General features: G+C 69.4%; 13 protein-coding genes and 4 pseudogenes. 6 read left to right on the top strand and 11 right to left on the bottom strand.

Annotation, left to right across the window (positions count from 1 at the left end):
- Window positions 1-181: 181 nt before the first annotated feature.
- From AB0D44_RS25855 to AB0D44_RS25840, 4 genes and pseudogenes are all read right to left on the bottom strand, one after another.
- Window positions 182-1,993: an FG-GAP-like repeat-containing protein gene (locus AB0D44_RS25855; RefSeq protein ID WP_362595145.1), complete on the bottom strand. Its 1,812-nt coding sequence runs from the start codon at window positions 1,991-1,993 to the stop codon at window positions 182-184.
- A gap of 792 nt (window positions 1,994-2,785) precedes the next feature.
- Window positions 2,786-3,037, bottom strand: a pseudogene (locus tag AB0D44_RS25850) (transposase); the annotation flags it as partial.
- A gap of 26 nt (window positions 3,038-3,063) precedes the next feature.
- The gene (locus tag AB0D44_RS25845; RefSeq protein WP_362595143.1) at window positions 3,064-3,657 is read right to left on the bottom strand and encodes a DUF4291 domain-containing protein; all 594 of its coding nucleotides are present in this window, start codon (window positions 3,655-3,657) and stop codon (window positions 3,064-3,066) included.
- Between the two features lie 41 nt (window positions 3,658-3,698).
- Window positions 3,699-4,443 (bottom strand): annotated as a pseudogene (locus tag AB0D44_RS25840) (IS5 family transposase); the annotation flags it as partial.
- A 508-nt stretch (window positions 4,444-4,951) separates the two neighbouring features.
- Here AB0D44_RS25840 and AB0D44_RS25835 point away from each other — a divergent pair.
- The 3 genes and pseudogenes from AB0D44_RS25835 to AB0D44_RS25825 all read left to right on the top strand — a co-directional run.
- Window positions 4,952-5,133, top strand: a pseudogene (locus AB0D44_RS25835) (glycoside hydrolase family 15 protein); the annotation flags it as partial.
- Window positions 5,134-5,189: 56 nt separating this feature from the next.
- Window positions 5,190-5,549, top strand: a complete 360-nt coding sequence (locus AB0D44_RS25830) for a DUF1772 domain-containing protein (RefSeq protein ID WP_362595141.1) — start codon at window positions 5,190-5,192, stop codon at window positions 5,547-5,549.
- Window positions 5,550-5,562: 13 nt separating this feature from the next.
- Window positions 5,563-5,673, top strand: a pseudogene (locus AB0D44_RS25825) (ATP-binding protein); the annotation flags it as partial.
- Window positions 5,674-5,853: 180 nt separating this feature from the next.
- Here AB0D44_RS25825 and AB0D44_RS25820 read toward each other — a convergent pair.
- The 6 genes from AB0D44_RS25820 to AB0D44_RS25795 form a co-directional block, all read right to left on the bottom strand.
- On the bottom strand, window positions 5,854-6,750 hold the full coding sequence (locus AB0D44_RS25820) for a hypothetical protein (RefSeq protein WP_362595139.1): 897 nt from the start codon (window positions 6,748-6,750) through the stop codon (window positions 5,854-5,856).
- The gene (locus AB0D44_RS25815) at window positions 6,747-7,760 is read right to left on the bottom strand and encodes an SPFH domain-containing protein (RefSeq protein WP_362595137.1); all 1,014 of its coding nucleotides are present in this window, start codon (window positions 7,758-7,760) and stop codon (window positions 6,747-6,749) included. The genes AB0D44_RS25820 and AB0D44_RS25815 overlap by 4 nt, the downstream gene beginning before the upstream one ends.
- Before the next feature lie 281 nt (window positions 7,761-8,041).
- Window positions 8,042-8,953 (bottom strand): hypothetical protein, encoded by a 912-nt coding sequence (locus AB0D44_RS25810; RefSeq protein ID WP_362595135.1) that lies wholly within the window; start codon window positions 8,951-8,953, stop codon window positions 8,042-8,044.
- A gap of 12 nt (window positions 8,954-8,965) precedes the next feature.
- Window positions 8,966-9,121 (bottom strand): hypothetical protein, encoded by a 156-nt coding sequence (locus AB0D44_RS25805; RefSeq protein WP_362595133.1) that lies wholly within the window; start codon window positions 9,119-9,121, stop codon window positions 8,966-8,968.
- A gap of 831 nt (window positions 9,122-9,952) precedes the next feature.
- Window positions 9,953-10,282: a DUF6233 domain-containing protein gene (locus AB0D44_RS25800; RefSeq protein ID WP_362595131.1), complete on the bottom strand. Its 330-nt coding sequence runs from the start codon at window positions 10,280-10,282 to the stop codon at window positions 9,953-9,955.
- Window positions 10,279-10,560 carry a hypothetical protein gene (locus tag AB0D44_RS25795; protein WP_362595129.1) on the bottom strand — a complete coding sequence of 94 codons (282 nt, stop codon included), beginning with the start codon at window positions 10,558-10,560 and terminating at the stop codon, window positions 10,279-10,281. The genes AB0D44_RS25800 and AB0D44_RS25795 overlap by 4 nt, the downstream gene beginning before the upstream one ends.
- A 957-nt stretch (window positions 10,561-11,517) precedes the next feature.
- Here AB0D44_RS25795 and AB0D44_RS25790 point away from each other — a divergent pair.
- The 3 genes from AB0D44_RS25790 to AB0D44_RS25780 all read left to right on the top strand — a co-directional run bounded on the left by AB0D44_RS25790 (window position 11,518) and on the right by AB0D44_RS25780 (window position 13,693).
- Window positions 11,518-12,135 carry a hypothetical protein gene (locus AB0D44_RS25790; RefSeq protein ID WP_362595127.1) on the top strand — a complete coding sequence of 206 codons (618 nt, stop codon included), beginning with the start codon at window positions 11,518-11,520 and terminating at the stop codon, window positions 12,133-12,135.
- Between the two features lie 821 nt (window positions 12,136-12,956).
- Window positions 12,957-13,175 carry a hypothetical protein gene (locus AB0D44_RS25785; RefSeq protein WP_362595125.1) on the top strand — a complete coding sequence of 73 codons (219 nt, stop codon included), beginning with the start codon at window positions 12,957-12,959 and terminating at the stop codon, window positions 13,173-13,175.
- Between the two features lie 161 nt (window positions 13,176-13,336).
- The gene (locus tag AB0D44_RS25780; protein WP_362595123.1) at window positions 13,337-13,693 is read left to right on the top strand and encodes an STAS domain-containing protein; all 357 of its coding nucleotides are present in this window, start codon (window positions 13,337-13,339) and stop codon (window positions 13,691-13,693) included.
- 161 nt (window positions 13,694-13,854) lie between these two features.
- Here the strand turns inward: AB0D44_RS25780 and AB0D44_RS25775 are convergent, their stop codons facing one another.
- Window positions 13,855-14,508: a VanZ family protein gene (locus AB0D44_RS25775; RefSeq protein ID WP_362595121.1), complete on the bottom strand. Its 654-nt coding sequence runs from the start codon at window positions 14,506-14,508 to the stop codon at window positions 13,855-13,857.
- Window positions 14,509-14,546: the final 38 nt, after the last annotated feature.

Below are 14,546 nucleotides of genomic sequence, written 5' to 3'. Positions count from 1 at the left end.
AACGCTCGACTGGGAAACCCCAGCCGAGCGCCTGCGTAAACTCCTCGCGACCTGATCAAACCGACTACGTGTTGCGACGATCCCTAGAAACCGCCAAGAATCCGCCGGGCCCTTACAGGGGGGTGTGGTCAGGATGTGGCGGCACGCCGCTGTGTACGGCGTATCCACGTGGGCAGAACGCTCAGCTGATGGATTTGATCGCGGTGTTCCAGCTGGTGGCGCCGACTTCCTCGGCGGAGCCGTCGATCGGATGGCCGGAGCCGTTCGTGGCGCCCTTGTAGAAGAGCAGCCGGCCCGTTCCATCCGACGTCGTGGCCCACATGTCCGCGATGCCGTTGCCGTCCGCGTCGGCCGCGCCTGCGATCAGCGGGCGGACGTCCGTCGTGTAGCCGTAGCCGTACTGGGTACGGGCTCCGAAGCCGCCGCCGGCTCGCCCGGGGTAGAGCCACACCTTGCCCTCGTCGGTCCCGCTGCGCTGCCGGGCCAGCAGGTCCGGCAGGCCGTCCCGGTTGGCGTCACCCGCGCCGCTGATGTCCATGACCCCCCAGCCGCCACTGCCGATCTCGACGGGAGCCTCGACGGCGGGTTCGGAGCTGCGCTTGCCGTTGTACCGGTACAGCTTGCCGGAGTTGGAGACGACCGCGTCAGGGACGCCGTCAAGGGTCAGGTCGCCGACTCCGGCGACCGTGGCGTTCAAGGAAAGCCCCGAAGCGACCCGCACCGGACTGCCGAGGGTGCCGGCGCCGAGGTTGGGGTAGACGCGCAGCTCGCTGCCGACTCGGGCGAGCAGGTCTTCCCGGCCGTCACCGTTCCAGTCGCCCCGGTGCGCGACGGAAGCGCCTGTCCATCCGCCCAATCCGATCTTCTGGGGCGGGGTGGTGATGCTGCCGTCCCCGCGGCCGGCGTAGAGACGCAGGGCTCCGTCGCTGTCGACGGCGACGAGGTCGGGCTTGCCGTCCCCGGTCATGTCGCCTGGGACCAGGGCGCCCGGCACCGGGGCCTGACGCAGGGTGGCGATGACCGGGGCGTGGTCCGACCATCCGTCGGGCTCGGTGCCGGCCAGGTTGTGGGTGCGGTCCAGCGCCGCGTGGTCCACCTCGCAGGAGGAGCCGAGCCAACGCGTACCGGCGTTCAACTTGTTCGCAAAGAAGTGGTCGAGGGACCACGTGCTCGGCGCCGAGGCGGTGGGCGCCCAGGTCTGCGCGGTGTGCTTGTCCGTCTCGCAGGGGTCCAGTGCTCCGGTCAGCCCGGCCAGGTCAGGGTCCGTCAGACTGCCGTTGAGGTCCCCGCCGATCACCACGTCGGGCGCCCAGGAGTCTCCGCCGAGCTGCTTCTTGAGTTCGGCCACCTGCTTCGCCTGGTCCGAGTTGCTGGAGGCCGACAGGTGCGCGGTGCACAGCAGATCCGGCCATCCGGTGAGCCGCCCGCAGACTGCCTGCTGGGAGTTGCCCGCGGGGTCTCCGGGGAGCGTCTCGATCCGCCGGACGTCCTGCAGCGCCCCCTTGACCGCGATGAGTACGCCGCGTTCTCCGCCGATCTCGCCGTATCCGGGCGAAGTGGAGTTGCGGCAGTAGGACTCCTTGTCCGTCGACCTCAATCCGGGCGCGTGGGCGAACGTCCACCCGGGGAGCTGCTGCTGCAGGTACGCCATGTGGCTCTTGCTGTTCAGGCCCGGGAACGGCGACGTGTCCCCTGGTTCACGCGGCGCCTTGCGCACCGCCATGGCATTGACGTCGCCCTGGTACCCGCAGACCTCCTGCAGCATGATCACGTCGGCGTTGTGCGTCGTCGCCAGTTCCGCGACCTTCTTCGCCTTGCCCTCGACGTCGGGCCGGTGCGGGCAGTACCCGGGTGCACTGCCGCGCAGTACGAGGTTCTCACCGCAGATGTTCCACGTCAGCACCTTGAGCTCGCGCTTGACCGGCCCACCATCGCCCTCCACGGCCTGCGCCGGGCTGGGCGTGAGGGCTACCAGGGCCGCTGCCGCGGACAAACCGGCCAGCACCCTCTTCAATCTCTTCAAGTTCCCCCCAAAAAACGGCACACCCGTATTCGGCCCTCTCCGGGCCGATCAAGGTGTCCTTGGCATCACCCGGAGCATAACCAGGTCCATCCACCGTCCTGGCCAGGGCCTCGCGACGGTCGCGAGACGGTTGGCAGGCACCGTTGTGGTGAGGGGGCTTGACGATGGAGGTCCTCCAGACGGCGGGAAGCAGCGCGGCAGCGGTCCCCTGCTCATCCCACCCAGCCGTAGCCACACGGAAGCGCGGTCACAGCCCGAATTTTCCTCAGAGCTACGCTTCGCCCCAGTTGGTTCACGGAGTGAACCAACCTGGGGAACGTGGGGAGCGGAGAGCCGGCGTGACGTGGCTGCTCTTCGACTGGTGTCAGAGCTGTAGGGAATGATCAGGCCATGCTGCAAGCGAGAGACGGGCACGGTCGTCAGGTGAGGAGTCCCGGGGCCCACGGCCTTGAGCCGGATGGTGGCGAATCTCGGGCGGGGCAACGCCTTCGTGATCGTCGAGCGAGTCGATGATGAGGCGGACGGCGACTGGTATGTCCAGGTGTGGCTGAGGGATGACAACACCTATCAGCTGGAGTTCCGTGACGGGACGGCGGCAGAGCACTACCAGACCAGGACGATCTCCCATGAAAAGGTGATCATCGCCCTGAATGGCTGGGCCAAAGGGCGCCCGGATTGGAAGGGCCTTCATGTGGAACAACATCGGTGCCTCGTTCGAAAACGCCGACTGACCCTGCCGCCCCCTGGGGCCGACAAGGTCAGCGAAGCGAGGTGGCCTGCGGTTGGGAAGGTGCTGCCGTCACCGACCTCGATCAGGATCCTGGCTCCGGTCCTGACGCCGACTCCCGGCATCGACCTCAGGACCTTCGAAAGAGGGTGGGCCTCCAGGAGTTCCTCGATCCGTCCGGCCAGAAGTTTGCGCTGGTCAAGCACGGCGGTCAGGGAACCGGCCAGGCTCGGGACGATCAGCGCGGCAGCCTCGGTCCCCGGAACGGTGACGGTCTGCTCGTCTAAGAGCCCATCTCAATTGGCGGCTCCGCTCACCGGTGCAAGTGGTCCAAGCCTCCTTCGGGCACTGGGTAGGAATGCTCTGCGGGTAGGAGGCGTCGTGCTGCAGTCAGGTCCCCGTCCCGTACGTGGTCGTGAATCGTGTGCGCAAGTGTGGTGATGTCGGTGATGGAGACGGTCCACTCGTCCGCGTAGCGGTGTGCGGCTTCTCCTGTGAGACCGAGCTGCAGCGAGCGGTGAGGAAGCGGCTGCAGGTGGAGGTCACGTTCCGGGTCCCACTGCACCCGGGCCGGAGACCGCTTCAACTGGCGTTTCCAGGTCGTGCGGTCAGGATGTAGCCCGTGCTCATAGTGGGCCAGGCAGGCATGTTCCAGTGCCCATTCGAAGCCTTCTCGGGTGATCTCGATGGCGAGGACGGTTTCCTGGCCGGCCTTGGAGCTCCATCCGCAGCGGTACATCATCCAGAGGAAGGAGGGCTTGATCCATGTCATCCGGTCCCGCTGCCAGGCCGCCGGGAAGCGATCGTCCCGGGCCGCGGGGAGGCCGATCTCCGGCCCGTAGGCCTGGTAGACGGTGACCGTGGAAGCCGTGTACAGGGCGCGGATCTGGTGCTTGGGTTCTACCACGGTGCCCAGCGTGGGGGCACCGTTCGATGCGCGCCATCGAATTAGCGGCGCACTTGGCTGTCGAGCCTGCGGTAGCAGATGAGGGTGCAGGCGATGCTGCTGAAGGCCAGGAAGTGTTCCGCCTTGCGTTCGCAGCGTCGGTGGAGGCGTCGACAGCCGGCGAGCCAGGCCAGGGTGCGTTCGATGGTCCAGCGGTGGCGACCCAGTCGCTGCGAGGTCTCGATTCCCTTGCGGGCGATGCGGTGGCTGATGCCGCGTCCGCGTAACCATCGCCAGGTGGGAGTAGTCGTAGCCCTTGTCGGCGTGCAGCTTGTCCGGCCTGCGTCGTCGGCGCCCTCGGCGCGACCGGATGGGTGGTATGCCCTTCACCAGGGGGATCAGAGCCTGGCTGTCGTGCAGGTTCGCCCCCGAGATTCCGACGGACAGGGGCAGAGCGGTCCGCTCGGTGATCAAGTGGATCTTCGAGCCGTACTTGCCCGGTCCACAGAATTCGGACCTGTCAGGTCCCCCTTTTCAGAGCCCGCATGTTCACCGAGTCGATCGCGCAGCGGGACCAGTCCAACTCGCCGCGGGAGCCGAGCTCGTCAAGGACCAGGCGGTGGAGCTTGGCCCACACCTTAGCCTTCGTCCACTCGGAGAAGCGCCGATGAGCCGTTGCCCCCGACGGTCCGAACGACGCTGCCGGCAACTGCTGCCACGTGCAGCCCGACGTGGCCACGAACACGATCGCCGCCAGTACTCCCGGTCGCCATGCCGGCGACGGCCACCACCCTGAGGCTGGTCTGGTGGGCGCCGCCGGCCGCGGCGGCGTCTCCGGATAGCTGCGTCGCAGCCGAAGGACGAGTTCTGGTGCGTACAGGCACGGCGACGTGTATGGCAACAGGTGCCGGATCTCTGGCCATCGCCTCTGGCGGATCCAGCTCCGCGGAGGCGACAGGCGGGAGCGGCAACACCGCCATCGCGATCGGCGAGCCGGTCCCCCTGGACGAAACGAATAGCGCGACGACGTTGGCGCGGGCGGTCCAGGGCGATGCCAACACCGCCGTCATCATCGGCGACGGCGGCTACGCCGAGAGCGGGGTCGGTAACCAGAACACCGCCGTTGGACTCGGCGACACCCCTGCCCTCGACTTCCACCAAACCGGCGCGCAGGCCGGCAATGGCGATCGGAACACCGCCCTCGCCCTCGGTGACGGAACAGGCAACTGGCTTCGACCGGTAAGCCGGCCGGCACCACCAGGCCGGGCAGGGGTGAGCCGGCTCGCGGGGCCTACGAGGCGTTCATGCTGCCGACGCTTCTCCCGACGGCCTGCGCGGCTCCGAGGGCACCTTCAACCTGTCAGCTTCCTGTACGTAGAGGCACTCGCCCGCGCCGGACGCCTGACCCAGGCACGCTACGCCTTCTCCAAAGTGCTCACCTACGCCAACCACGTCGGCCTGTTCGCCGAAGAGATCGGCCCCTCCGGCGAGCAGCTCGACTTGGGTCCTGGCTCCCGAGCCGGGAGACGGCCAGCTCTGACCGTGTCAGACCTGTGACGGCCTTCCACGCCCGGCTGATGGAGATGAACGGCATCACCATGCAGGGCGCCATGGTGCTGTCCGCCCTCAGCGCCGCGACGCTCGCCGTGATGACCCGCGGCACCCCGCGATGGCTGGCCGGCGGGGCGGGGCTGCTGGTACTGGCCTCCTTCCTGATAACCCGGCTGGGCAACGTCCCCATCAACGGCCGGATCAAGGGGTGGGCCGTCACCTCGCCGCCCGTCGATCACGCCGAGATCCTCGATCGCTGGGAGATCTTCAACCTCGCCCGCACCGGTACCGCGTTCGCGGCCTTCGCTCTGCTGATCCTGCTGGTCCTACGCCAACCCGGCGCCGAGCACGACGCGAAGTGACCGGCGCAGGGGCCATGCCGAGGCGGCGCGCACGTGGCTGCACGCCGAGGCCGAGGTCGTCGACACCACGCACCTCACACCCGCCCAGGGCGCCCAGCAGATCGCGGACGCCGTCAAGAGCTGAGAGAACGACCTGCCGGCGCGCGTCCTCGAAGGAGGACAGCGGCCTGCATCGAGCCGTTGCTGCCGGGCAGGTCGTCAAAGCGGGGTGGTCGGTGGCGGGAGCACCGGCTCCGACCGCGGCGCCCGCCATCCTGGCCGGCCAACCGGCCCGGCCGGCACCGGGCGCCGGTCGGACCAGCGCTCACGTCACCAGGCGCAGCGACGTCTCCGCGATGCCCAGGCGTACGCTCTGGCCCCAGGTCAGCTGCAGGGCATCGGCCTCCATGCCGTCGCCGAAGACCACGATCCGGTCCGACTCCACGGTCAGTCGTAGTCCCTGTCGCTGCTCCAGATGGCCGCAGACCCTTGAGGTTCCGGTCGCGGGCGACGGCCAGGCCTCGCGTACGAACCACAGGAGCCGTCGGTCGCAGGGAGCGGGCAGCTGCGCGGTGCCTCCGCGTTCCAGCCACAGGGAGCGCAGCCAGCCGGTGGCTCCGGTGCCGGTGCCGACCAGTACGCCGGAGGACGCCTGGGCCTCGCCCGGACCCTTCTCGCTGTCGGGGCCCAGGCGGTAGCGGGCCGTCTGGTGGCCGGGCGGACCCAGGTAGATCTCGTTCAGCGCGAGAAGACGCTGTGTGTCGTCGGCGACGGCCTCGACCATGGTCAGGTCGTCCGTCCGTCCCCCGGCGGTCGCGGCACGAAGGAGGGCGCCCGTGTCGGCGCAGCGGTGACGGACCAGGACTCCGGGGTTGCGTCCCGGGTCGGTGTCGATGCCGACCACCGGCTGCCCTGAGAGGTACTTCGCGGTGTTGGCGACCAGGCCGTCCTGCCCGACCACGACCACCACGTCCTCCGGCGCGAACAGGAAGCGGTCCAGGTCCGCCCGTTCCACCTGGGAGCTGCGCCAGGTGAGTGGCACGGCCGCAGCCACCTCGCGCAGTGCCTGGCGGGTCCGGTCGTGGCGGCTGACCACCTCGTCGATCGAGCGTCCCCGGCTGGAGAGGAAGAACGCCGCCTGCCCGTGTGTCCCGTGCCGGCCGATCAGTTCCTCGTACTCGGTCCTGCGGTGCACGAGCACCGCCCGAGGGGCCAGGCTCACGCGTCCGCCCCGGGGTCCGGACGCCCGAGCCTGCCGAGGAGGCCGGTGAGGACGTCCGGGGTGAGCGTGATGCTCTCGATCCGGGGCAGGTTCTCTGCCAGCCGGGTCGCCGCCAGGGCGTACAGCGTGCCCGGGCCGGTCTCGCCGTGCACCTGGAGCCAGGCAGCCTGGGCCTCGGCCCGCGCCGAGCCCGTCTCGCGCGCAGCTTCGGCGTCCGCCCGGGCCAGGCGGACCTTGCGGGCCGCCTCGGCCTCGGTCCGTACGCTGTCGGCCGCCGCCTTCTCCTCGGCCTCGCGACGCGAGTTGATGCCCCGCTGCTCGACCAGCTGCTCCTCGCGCCGGGCCAGTTCGATCTGACTGGCCAGCTCGTTCTCGGCGATCGCACGCTCGCGCTCGACGGCGACGGCCCGCCGTTCGTACGTGGCCCGGTCCGCCTCCTGCTGTATCTGCTCGCGGGCCGGTGTGCGCAGGGCGCGCTCCACCTCGGCTTCGGGTCGGATCGCGACGACGCGCACGGCCACCACGTCGATGCCGGTGGCCGGGAGTCTGGGCTCGGCGGCGAGACCGGCTGCGACGCTCTGCCGTACGGAGGCGACGCCGTCCACCAGGGCGACGGCCAGCGGCGTCCGGGCCAGGACGTCCAGCGTGTGCTGCTGTGCGGTCTCGGTGAGGAGGGTGGAGATCTGCTCCAAGGGCGCGCCGCGCCAGCTGCCGGTGTCCGGGTCCACGGAGAAGTCGAGCCGGTCCGCCGCCTCGGCCGGGTTGCTGATCCGGTAGGTGACGGTGGCCTGCACGGTGACGTCCTGGAAGTCGGCCGTACGGGCGTGGAACGCCATAGCCAGCTCCCGGTCGTCGACGGGCACTTCGGACAGCGCCGCAGACAACGACCGGTACCAGAAGCTGAGCCCCCGGCCGTCATGGACGAGCCGGCCGCGCTTGTGGTGGCGGATGTGGGTGGTGGGCGCGGATCGCAGATGACGCCAGCCAAAGCGCCGGGTGATGTCGGCCATGATGAACCCCCTGATTTCGTCACTATGACGATAACGGTCGGCATTCATATCGTCAAGTGGACGAAAAGAAGGGGCCGTCCCGAAGTCGGCAAGCCGTGGCAGCTGCTGTCGGGGATCGTCGAGCAGGTCCTCTGCAAACAGGCATGGACACGGTCCGGCCCCCCAGTCCGGTGACGCTGTCGCCGACCGGCCGCAGCGGTCAGCGCGTCTGCGATACCGAGCGCGTCCAGTCACCCGCAGGGCTCGGTCAGAAGCGTGACGCCGAGCGGCGCTGCGGCCGTTCACACCCGGCGCCCGCGGCCGGGGCCGTACAAGGAGACCGCGAGGCTACGGGTGTCGTTCCGGAGTGAGCGATCGGGTGGGGTTACCTCGGGCCGATCGTGACCTTGTATGTGGTTCCGCCTCGTCCAGGTGTTCACGGTGACGGTCTGGCCGTGGCCGTCCCACCTGGCGTGGCCGCCTTGGGCCGTGACGCGGTAGCCGTCGGGGTAGGTGTCCTCGGGCACGGTGATCTGGGTGGGGCCCCGGCATGGTCGCGGGTGCGGAAGGTGAGGGTGTAGATGCGTGTGGCGGGGGTCGTACGCGAGGCCGAGCGGGTCACCTGCGACGGCCCGCGCGGAAGGCTGGACGAGCAGCCGGGCGTTCGGCTTCGCCGTGCCTGTCTGGTCGAGAAGCAGTAGTCGCCGCCCCGGCACCACTGCCAACCCGTCCAGCCGCTGGAGAAGCGGTCCAGGGAGGCCGTCACGTCGGTGACGAACTGGCTCGCGTGCGCCACGTAAGGGTTGGCGCCCCACTTTGACGATCACCGGCATGCGGTTGCGGGTCGGGTAGTCGCTGATCGCGGCCTCGTAGGCGGGGATGAAGGTGCCGTTGGGGTCGTAGGCGGCCCCGGTTTCCATCGGGGTGTCGTAGAAGTGCGGCGCGTACCCGGCGTGCAGGGCGTCGATGTGCCCCATCCGGGTGGGGACGCCGAGACCGACGATGACGGTGGGTTCGACGAAAACCCACGACTTCTGGTCTACCAGGCGGGTCGCGCGCGCAAGGCGGTTCCCCATGTCGGTGAGCTCGCCGGCCTCGAAGCGGGCCGCGGCGGCGGGGAGGTCTTCGCCCTCGAGGAACTTCGCGAACGGCTCGTTCATCAGGTCGTAGCCGAGCAGCGCCGGATGCCGGCCGATGGCTGAGGCGACTGTCATCCACATGCGGGCTCAGTCGGGGACGCCACGGGAGCCGAAGTGCGGCCCGTATACGTCCTGGTGGGCGTCGAGTATGACCTTGACGTGGTAGCGGTCGGCCCAGTCGAGGATGCGGCGCAGCGAGGTGTGGGTCCCCTTACGTGTGCGCTGGATCCGTCGCTGTGCCACCCTCCGAAGCCTTTACAGCGGACCCCACGGCGCTGACCTCCTTGCGCTGGGCGCTACTCACCAGGACCTCGGCAGATGATCTCCACGCCGGGGTGACGGATCAGCCAGGCGGCCAGGGGTCCGGCTGCTCGAAGGCGGCGTTGGCGGTGTCCCACACGATCCCGAGCTCCTCCAGCTCGGCCGCCCGTTCCTCGTTCATCGGCCTGCTAGCGGCCGTACTGTGCTGAGCCTGCTCCGGTCAGCTCGAAGGTTCACCGGCTGCGCCACCGGCGTCTCGGAGCGTGTCCATGGCTTCGGTGTGTCACCGGCGTCGGCGGCACGGTCGAAGCCCTCAGAGTCTTCCGTCCCTGCGTCCTGAAGGAAGTCGAGGATGTCCGAAGGTTGCTGGGCGCCACCGATGGAGTCGCCGTCTCTAGGATGAGCCGTCTGCGGATCTCATCGGGCGGATAGATGACCGAACGGGGCGTGGGGGGCATGCCCCCACCCTCGACCGGCGCCCGCCCGCGATCATCCCGTTCCAGCCGGACGTGACCCGCGGCGTCGTGATCCAGAACGTTTCCGAGACGCTGATGGGCGACAACGTCGCCCCGAGGGGCAGAACAGGACGAACCTAACACCGAGTGGGACCCGCCGAAGAACACCTCCGGCCCCGCAAATACGAGTACCGGCTGCCCGAGATCAGAGCACGAGAGGTTGACCGCAGGAAGTGAGTCGAAGACAGGCCACCCCGCAGGACCAGGGCGGCGACTCGATCCGGGTCTCCGGCCCCCCGCCCCGCCGCTTCACCAGCTCGCCGGTGAGGTCCGCAGATCCGCCAGGCGCACGGTTCGGTCAGTCCAGCAGGCCGAGGGCGTTGTCGGGGTTGCAGTAGGGGCAGGCCTCGATGTCGTCGGCGAGCATGCGGCGGGCTTGGTCGCGGTCGATGGGCTTGCCCTTGCCCATGGTGCAGTCGCCGACGTGGATCCTCAGAGGCTTGGCGCCGGCCGCCGTGCGTATCGACTCGGCCTTCCAGTCCGGGGGCGGCGGCAGTGGCCGGCGGGACTGCTCGGCGGCGAGCTCCGCCTCCAGGCCGCGGATCCTCTCCTCGACCTGCCGCTGCTGCCACTGGAGCCAGGCCCGCACGGCCCGCCACTGGTCCAGGCGCGCCTGGACCCCGCTCACCTCGACCGCGCCCCTGCGCCGGCCGCGGCGAACCCGTCACGGGCGTGTACCGCCCCGCGCTGCGCTGCCTCGGCTGCCTGACGCAGCTCGACCCGGCCTGCGGTGGACCATCCGGACGCTTCCCAGTAGGGGTGCGCGCTGATCCGGCACGACAGCCCGATCAGCTCCCGCCGGAGCTCCGCTTCCCTGTGCCCGGGCCGGTCGGCGAGGCGCCGGTAGGCGGCGGTCCACTGCTGCTGGAGCTTGATCAGGTCGGCGGGGAACGGGAAGGACTTCATCCACTTATTCAATCACGTGTTCGAATTATTGTGCGAGTCCCCGCTGGGGCTCGTGGCGCCGGGGGACTGTTGGTGGCGGGTCTGCGATCCGGCCGTGACTGATACCTACTCTCTGCCGACTTGATCCACGCACAGAAACGCTCCGACTTGCCTGGCCGCAGCTCCGCGCCGTCCAGGACCGTCACGGCCCACCTTCTCGGGACGGCGGCTGGTCGAGGTGGCCCATGAGGAGTGGCGGGCCGCCTGGCTGGCCTGGGGGGTCCGGGCCGCGATCGAGGCGTGCCGCGGAGGGCGGGCAGCGGCGCATCGATAACGAGACCCATCAAAGGCGAGGTCCGAGGGGCAAGGACCCACAGGAATGGCCGCAGGAGTGGCAGCCGCTCGGGCGACAGGGCCGGCCCGTTCGGCAGCGCCCGCCGGGCCTTGGCCCGGCCCGCCGGTCATGCTGGGCGTGCCAGGCCCGACGCGGCGGCGAAGGAGGCCGCCCCGAGTGCCTCTGCTTCCGCCCCTCGAGCCGATGCTCGCCCAGGCCGCCGAGTCCGTCCCCGGATCCGGCGGCCTGGCGGGCGACCTGGCCTTCGAGCAGAAGCTCGACGGGTATCGGGTGCTGGTGTCACCGCGGCCGGGCCGGGTGGGCGGGCGCTGCTCCAGACCCGCCGCGGCGCTCTGGTCCAAGGCGCGTTCTCCGATCTCGTCGCGGCTGCGGAGGCGCAGTTGCCGCACGGCTTGCTCCTCGATGGGGAACTGCTCGTGTGGGACAGCGAGGCCGGCGCCCTGTCGTTTGAGGGGTTACAGCGCCGGGCAGCCGCCCGTGCCGGCAGCGTTCCTTCGCTGGCCGCGAACCTACCGGGCTCGCCGTCCGCTATGAGGCGACCGTCCTCACCGCAGCCATCAACGAGTGGCTGTGACCCATGCCCATCGGCCCTGGCCTCGGCCGTGCCTTACCTCTTATGCTGCGTGATCCACGTCGTTCGGGGGATCATGAACTTCACGCGGTATCGCAGGCCGTCGGCCTTCCTGCTGCTGACGGTGTCAGTCGTCCTCGGTGCTACGGCCGTGGCCGGACTTGAGTCGGGAGACGAGGGCTCGCTGACCCTGCTGATCGGGATCCGTGAGTACATCCTGTTGCTGGGATGGCTCGCCCTGGCCGCGCTGACAGGGGCAGTCCTCTTGGGGCTGACGAAGTCTTCACTGCGCGTGCCTCTGATCACCACACTGCTCGTCATCGGCGCACCGACGTTGCTTCTCGGCGGCTTTGTCTCGGCTGCGTTCGGTGGCTCGGACGAGGAGGTGAAGACTGAGCCGGCCCCCGATCGCGGCGACCGCCAGCTGCTCGTGGTAGCGCGGAGCGGCTCTCTTGACCCGGTTTGGTGCGTCTACGTCGACCAGGGGAAACCACCGCTGGAACGCCGCTGGAGTGTCGGCTGCTTCAACAGCGACTCCGAAGACAATGCGCTCAGCGAGACCGTGTGGGCGGCTCCCGGCCGAATTCGCATGACAACCCAGGCAGGCGCGGTCCACGAAGTGACCATCGCCCCAAACGGTCGGCCCGACCGGGTCCTTTCCGTCGGCTAGCGACCGGGGCGCGGCGCGTCTTCACACCGCTGATGGCTGTGCCTGAAAGCCGGGCGACCTTCGAAGACTTTCCGAACCAGGTCACTAGATCACTTCCGACACACGGCCTGGCAATGTCCCCTGCACGGCATAAGCCCGCTGGCGATGTACGACAGATCTCACTGCCATGGAAGACAACAGGAGGGCATCCGACCAGGATTTCAATGGGTGAAAGCACTATGTGGGTGAACACCACTAATCCCGTAGCGCATGGGCGGTGCCGCCGACCGTGATGGTCCACGCCGGCGATGGCGTGTGTTCGGCCGGCGCCCTCGTAGCAACGAAATCCCGCCATTCACCTACGAACCTGACCGCTCGCCGGCCGTTCCTCTCAGTAGGCTGCGGGTCGGGGATCAAGATCAACCGGGGGGGTGGGGCATGTCATTTGACGAAGAGTGGTCGCAGATCAGGGCCGAGCAGGCCGGGATGCGTCTCACAGCTCGATGGCGGCGCAAGCGGCGGAACTGGCAGCGAGGGGGCGCCCGACCTGAAGACTTCGGCCGGTGGCAAGAAGGCCGCAGCGGAGGCGATCCGGCAGGTCCTGTGCCCGGACACCGCCCGTGCAGGAGACCACGCCGACACCGCGACGACCGCCGCCCGGACCGCCTTCGGCGGCTGGCAGACGGCCTCCGCCCTCCAGACGGTCGAGGAGACCCGGTCGGGCCAGGTCAAGCTGCTCCTGGGCCGGCTTACCGGCGAAGCGAATGCGCTGAGCGGCTCCGGCCTCCTCTTCCAGCAGCAGGATCTGGCCGTCAGGGACGGGTACCAGCAGCTTCTGGGCGGTGGGGACGAAGCTGATGCTGAATTACCACGAGGTGACCACGGACTTCACCACCTTGGGCACGGCCGCCGCGGCCTGGGATGCCATGGCCGGGAAGTTCGAGTCGCTCAGGACGACGTACGAGAAAAAGGTGCCGTCGACCACGACGAGCGGTGCATGGCTGGGTCAGGCCCAACAGGTTCGTGAAACACGCCTCAGACATTCGTCCACCACACCCTGAAGTTCCCCGACTACGACGACGAGAGCCCCTGGTCAGGGTTGAAGCCCTGAACCACACCGGAGGACCGACCGCGCCGGAGGCCCCGTCCGCCCCACGCATGTCACCGCGTCCCGCGGGTATCCGCGCCTGCACAACAGTGGTCGTGGAGAATAGGAGCGCCCGTGCTGCCCTTCGAGGTGACCGAGAGCGGTGTACTGATCATCCGTCTGCGTGCCGACCTGGACATCGCCGGGCGGGCCGCCGCCGCGTGGGAGATCGACGGCAGCCTCGCCGCCCACCGGTCCGCGCCCCTCGTACTGGAACTGTCCGACGGCCCGGTGAGCGACGCGGCGGTCAGCACGGTCATACGGGCCCACCGCATGTGTCGGTACGCGGACGTGCCGCTGGGCGTCGTCGCTGCCGACCCCGAAACCCGCCGGAGCCTGGCGGCCGCAGCCGTGAGGGGGGCACTGGACGTTTATGACGGCCGATCGCAGGCCCTCGCGGCACTCTCGGCCCCGGTCGCCGTGGCGGCCTGACCCGCCGGGCACTCCTCCCGCTCGACGCCCGTGGGAGCCACGGCCCCCACGGGCGTCGACGCGTCTACCGAGCCGGCTCCTTGCCGGGCCAGTGGTCGTGCCATCGGTACGGGTGCGTGCACCCGGCGCCCGTCCACCCGAGTGCCGGTGGCGTGGCCGGATCACTTGGCTCCGGAACCCTCTTCGGTGCGCTCGACCAGCCGCGTACGTACGCCGGAACCGCGGGCGGGCACACGGTCGCCGCGGCGGGTCAGGCGGTGCCACCAGTGGTGGCGGCGCGGGTGGACGGCGCGGCCCATCCGGCGGCCGAGGACGAGGTAGCCGAGAAGCGCACCGGCGACGTTCAGGAGGACGTCGTCCACGTCGAAGGCCCGTCCGGTGACCAGGGAGCCCTGAATGAGTTCCACCAGGGTCATCACCACCGCCGTCACCGCCGACAGCCGCAGCACCCCGCGTGCTTGCGGGATGAGGACCGGGAGGAGCACCCCGAACGGCACGCCCAGCAGAACGTTGCCGCCGAGCTGTTTGACAGCTTCCCGAACGGACGCCCCGTCGAGGTAGAGGCTGATCGAGGCGCCCGGTCGGGTATTGCTGTGCACCACGCCTGCCGAAGCCGCCGAGGGCTCCAGGGTCACCCGCGCCAGGAGCAGGCTGAACAGCACCGTCCCGACGAAGGCGGCCAGCATCGCAAGGGCTCGTACCACCGGACGAGCGGGAGACCGAACCACGGCTACGGTCTCCCGCGTCCGCTCCCCCCGCTGCGCCCGCTGCGCCCGCTGCGCCCGCTTCGCGGCGAGATACTCGCGTACATCCATGTGAACGGCTCCCTCGGTGACGAGCTTTGACGGTGGAT

This window comes from Streptomyces sp. NPDC048349 (assembly GCF_040651925.1).
Taxonomy (GTDB): Bacteria; Actinomycetota; Actinomycetes; order Streptomycetales; family Streptomycetaceae; genus Streptomyces.
This window is presented reverse-complemented; position numbering and strand designations above follow the sequence as displayed.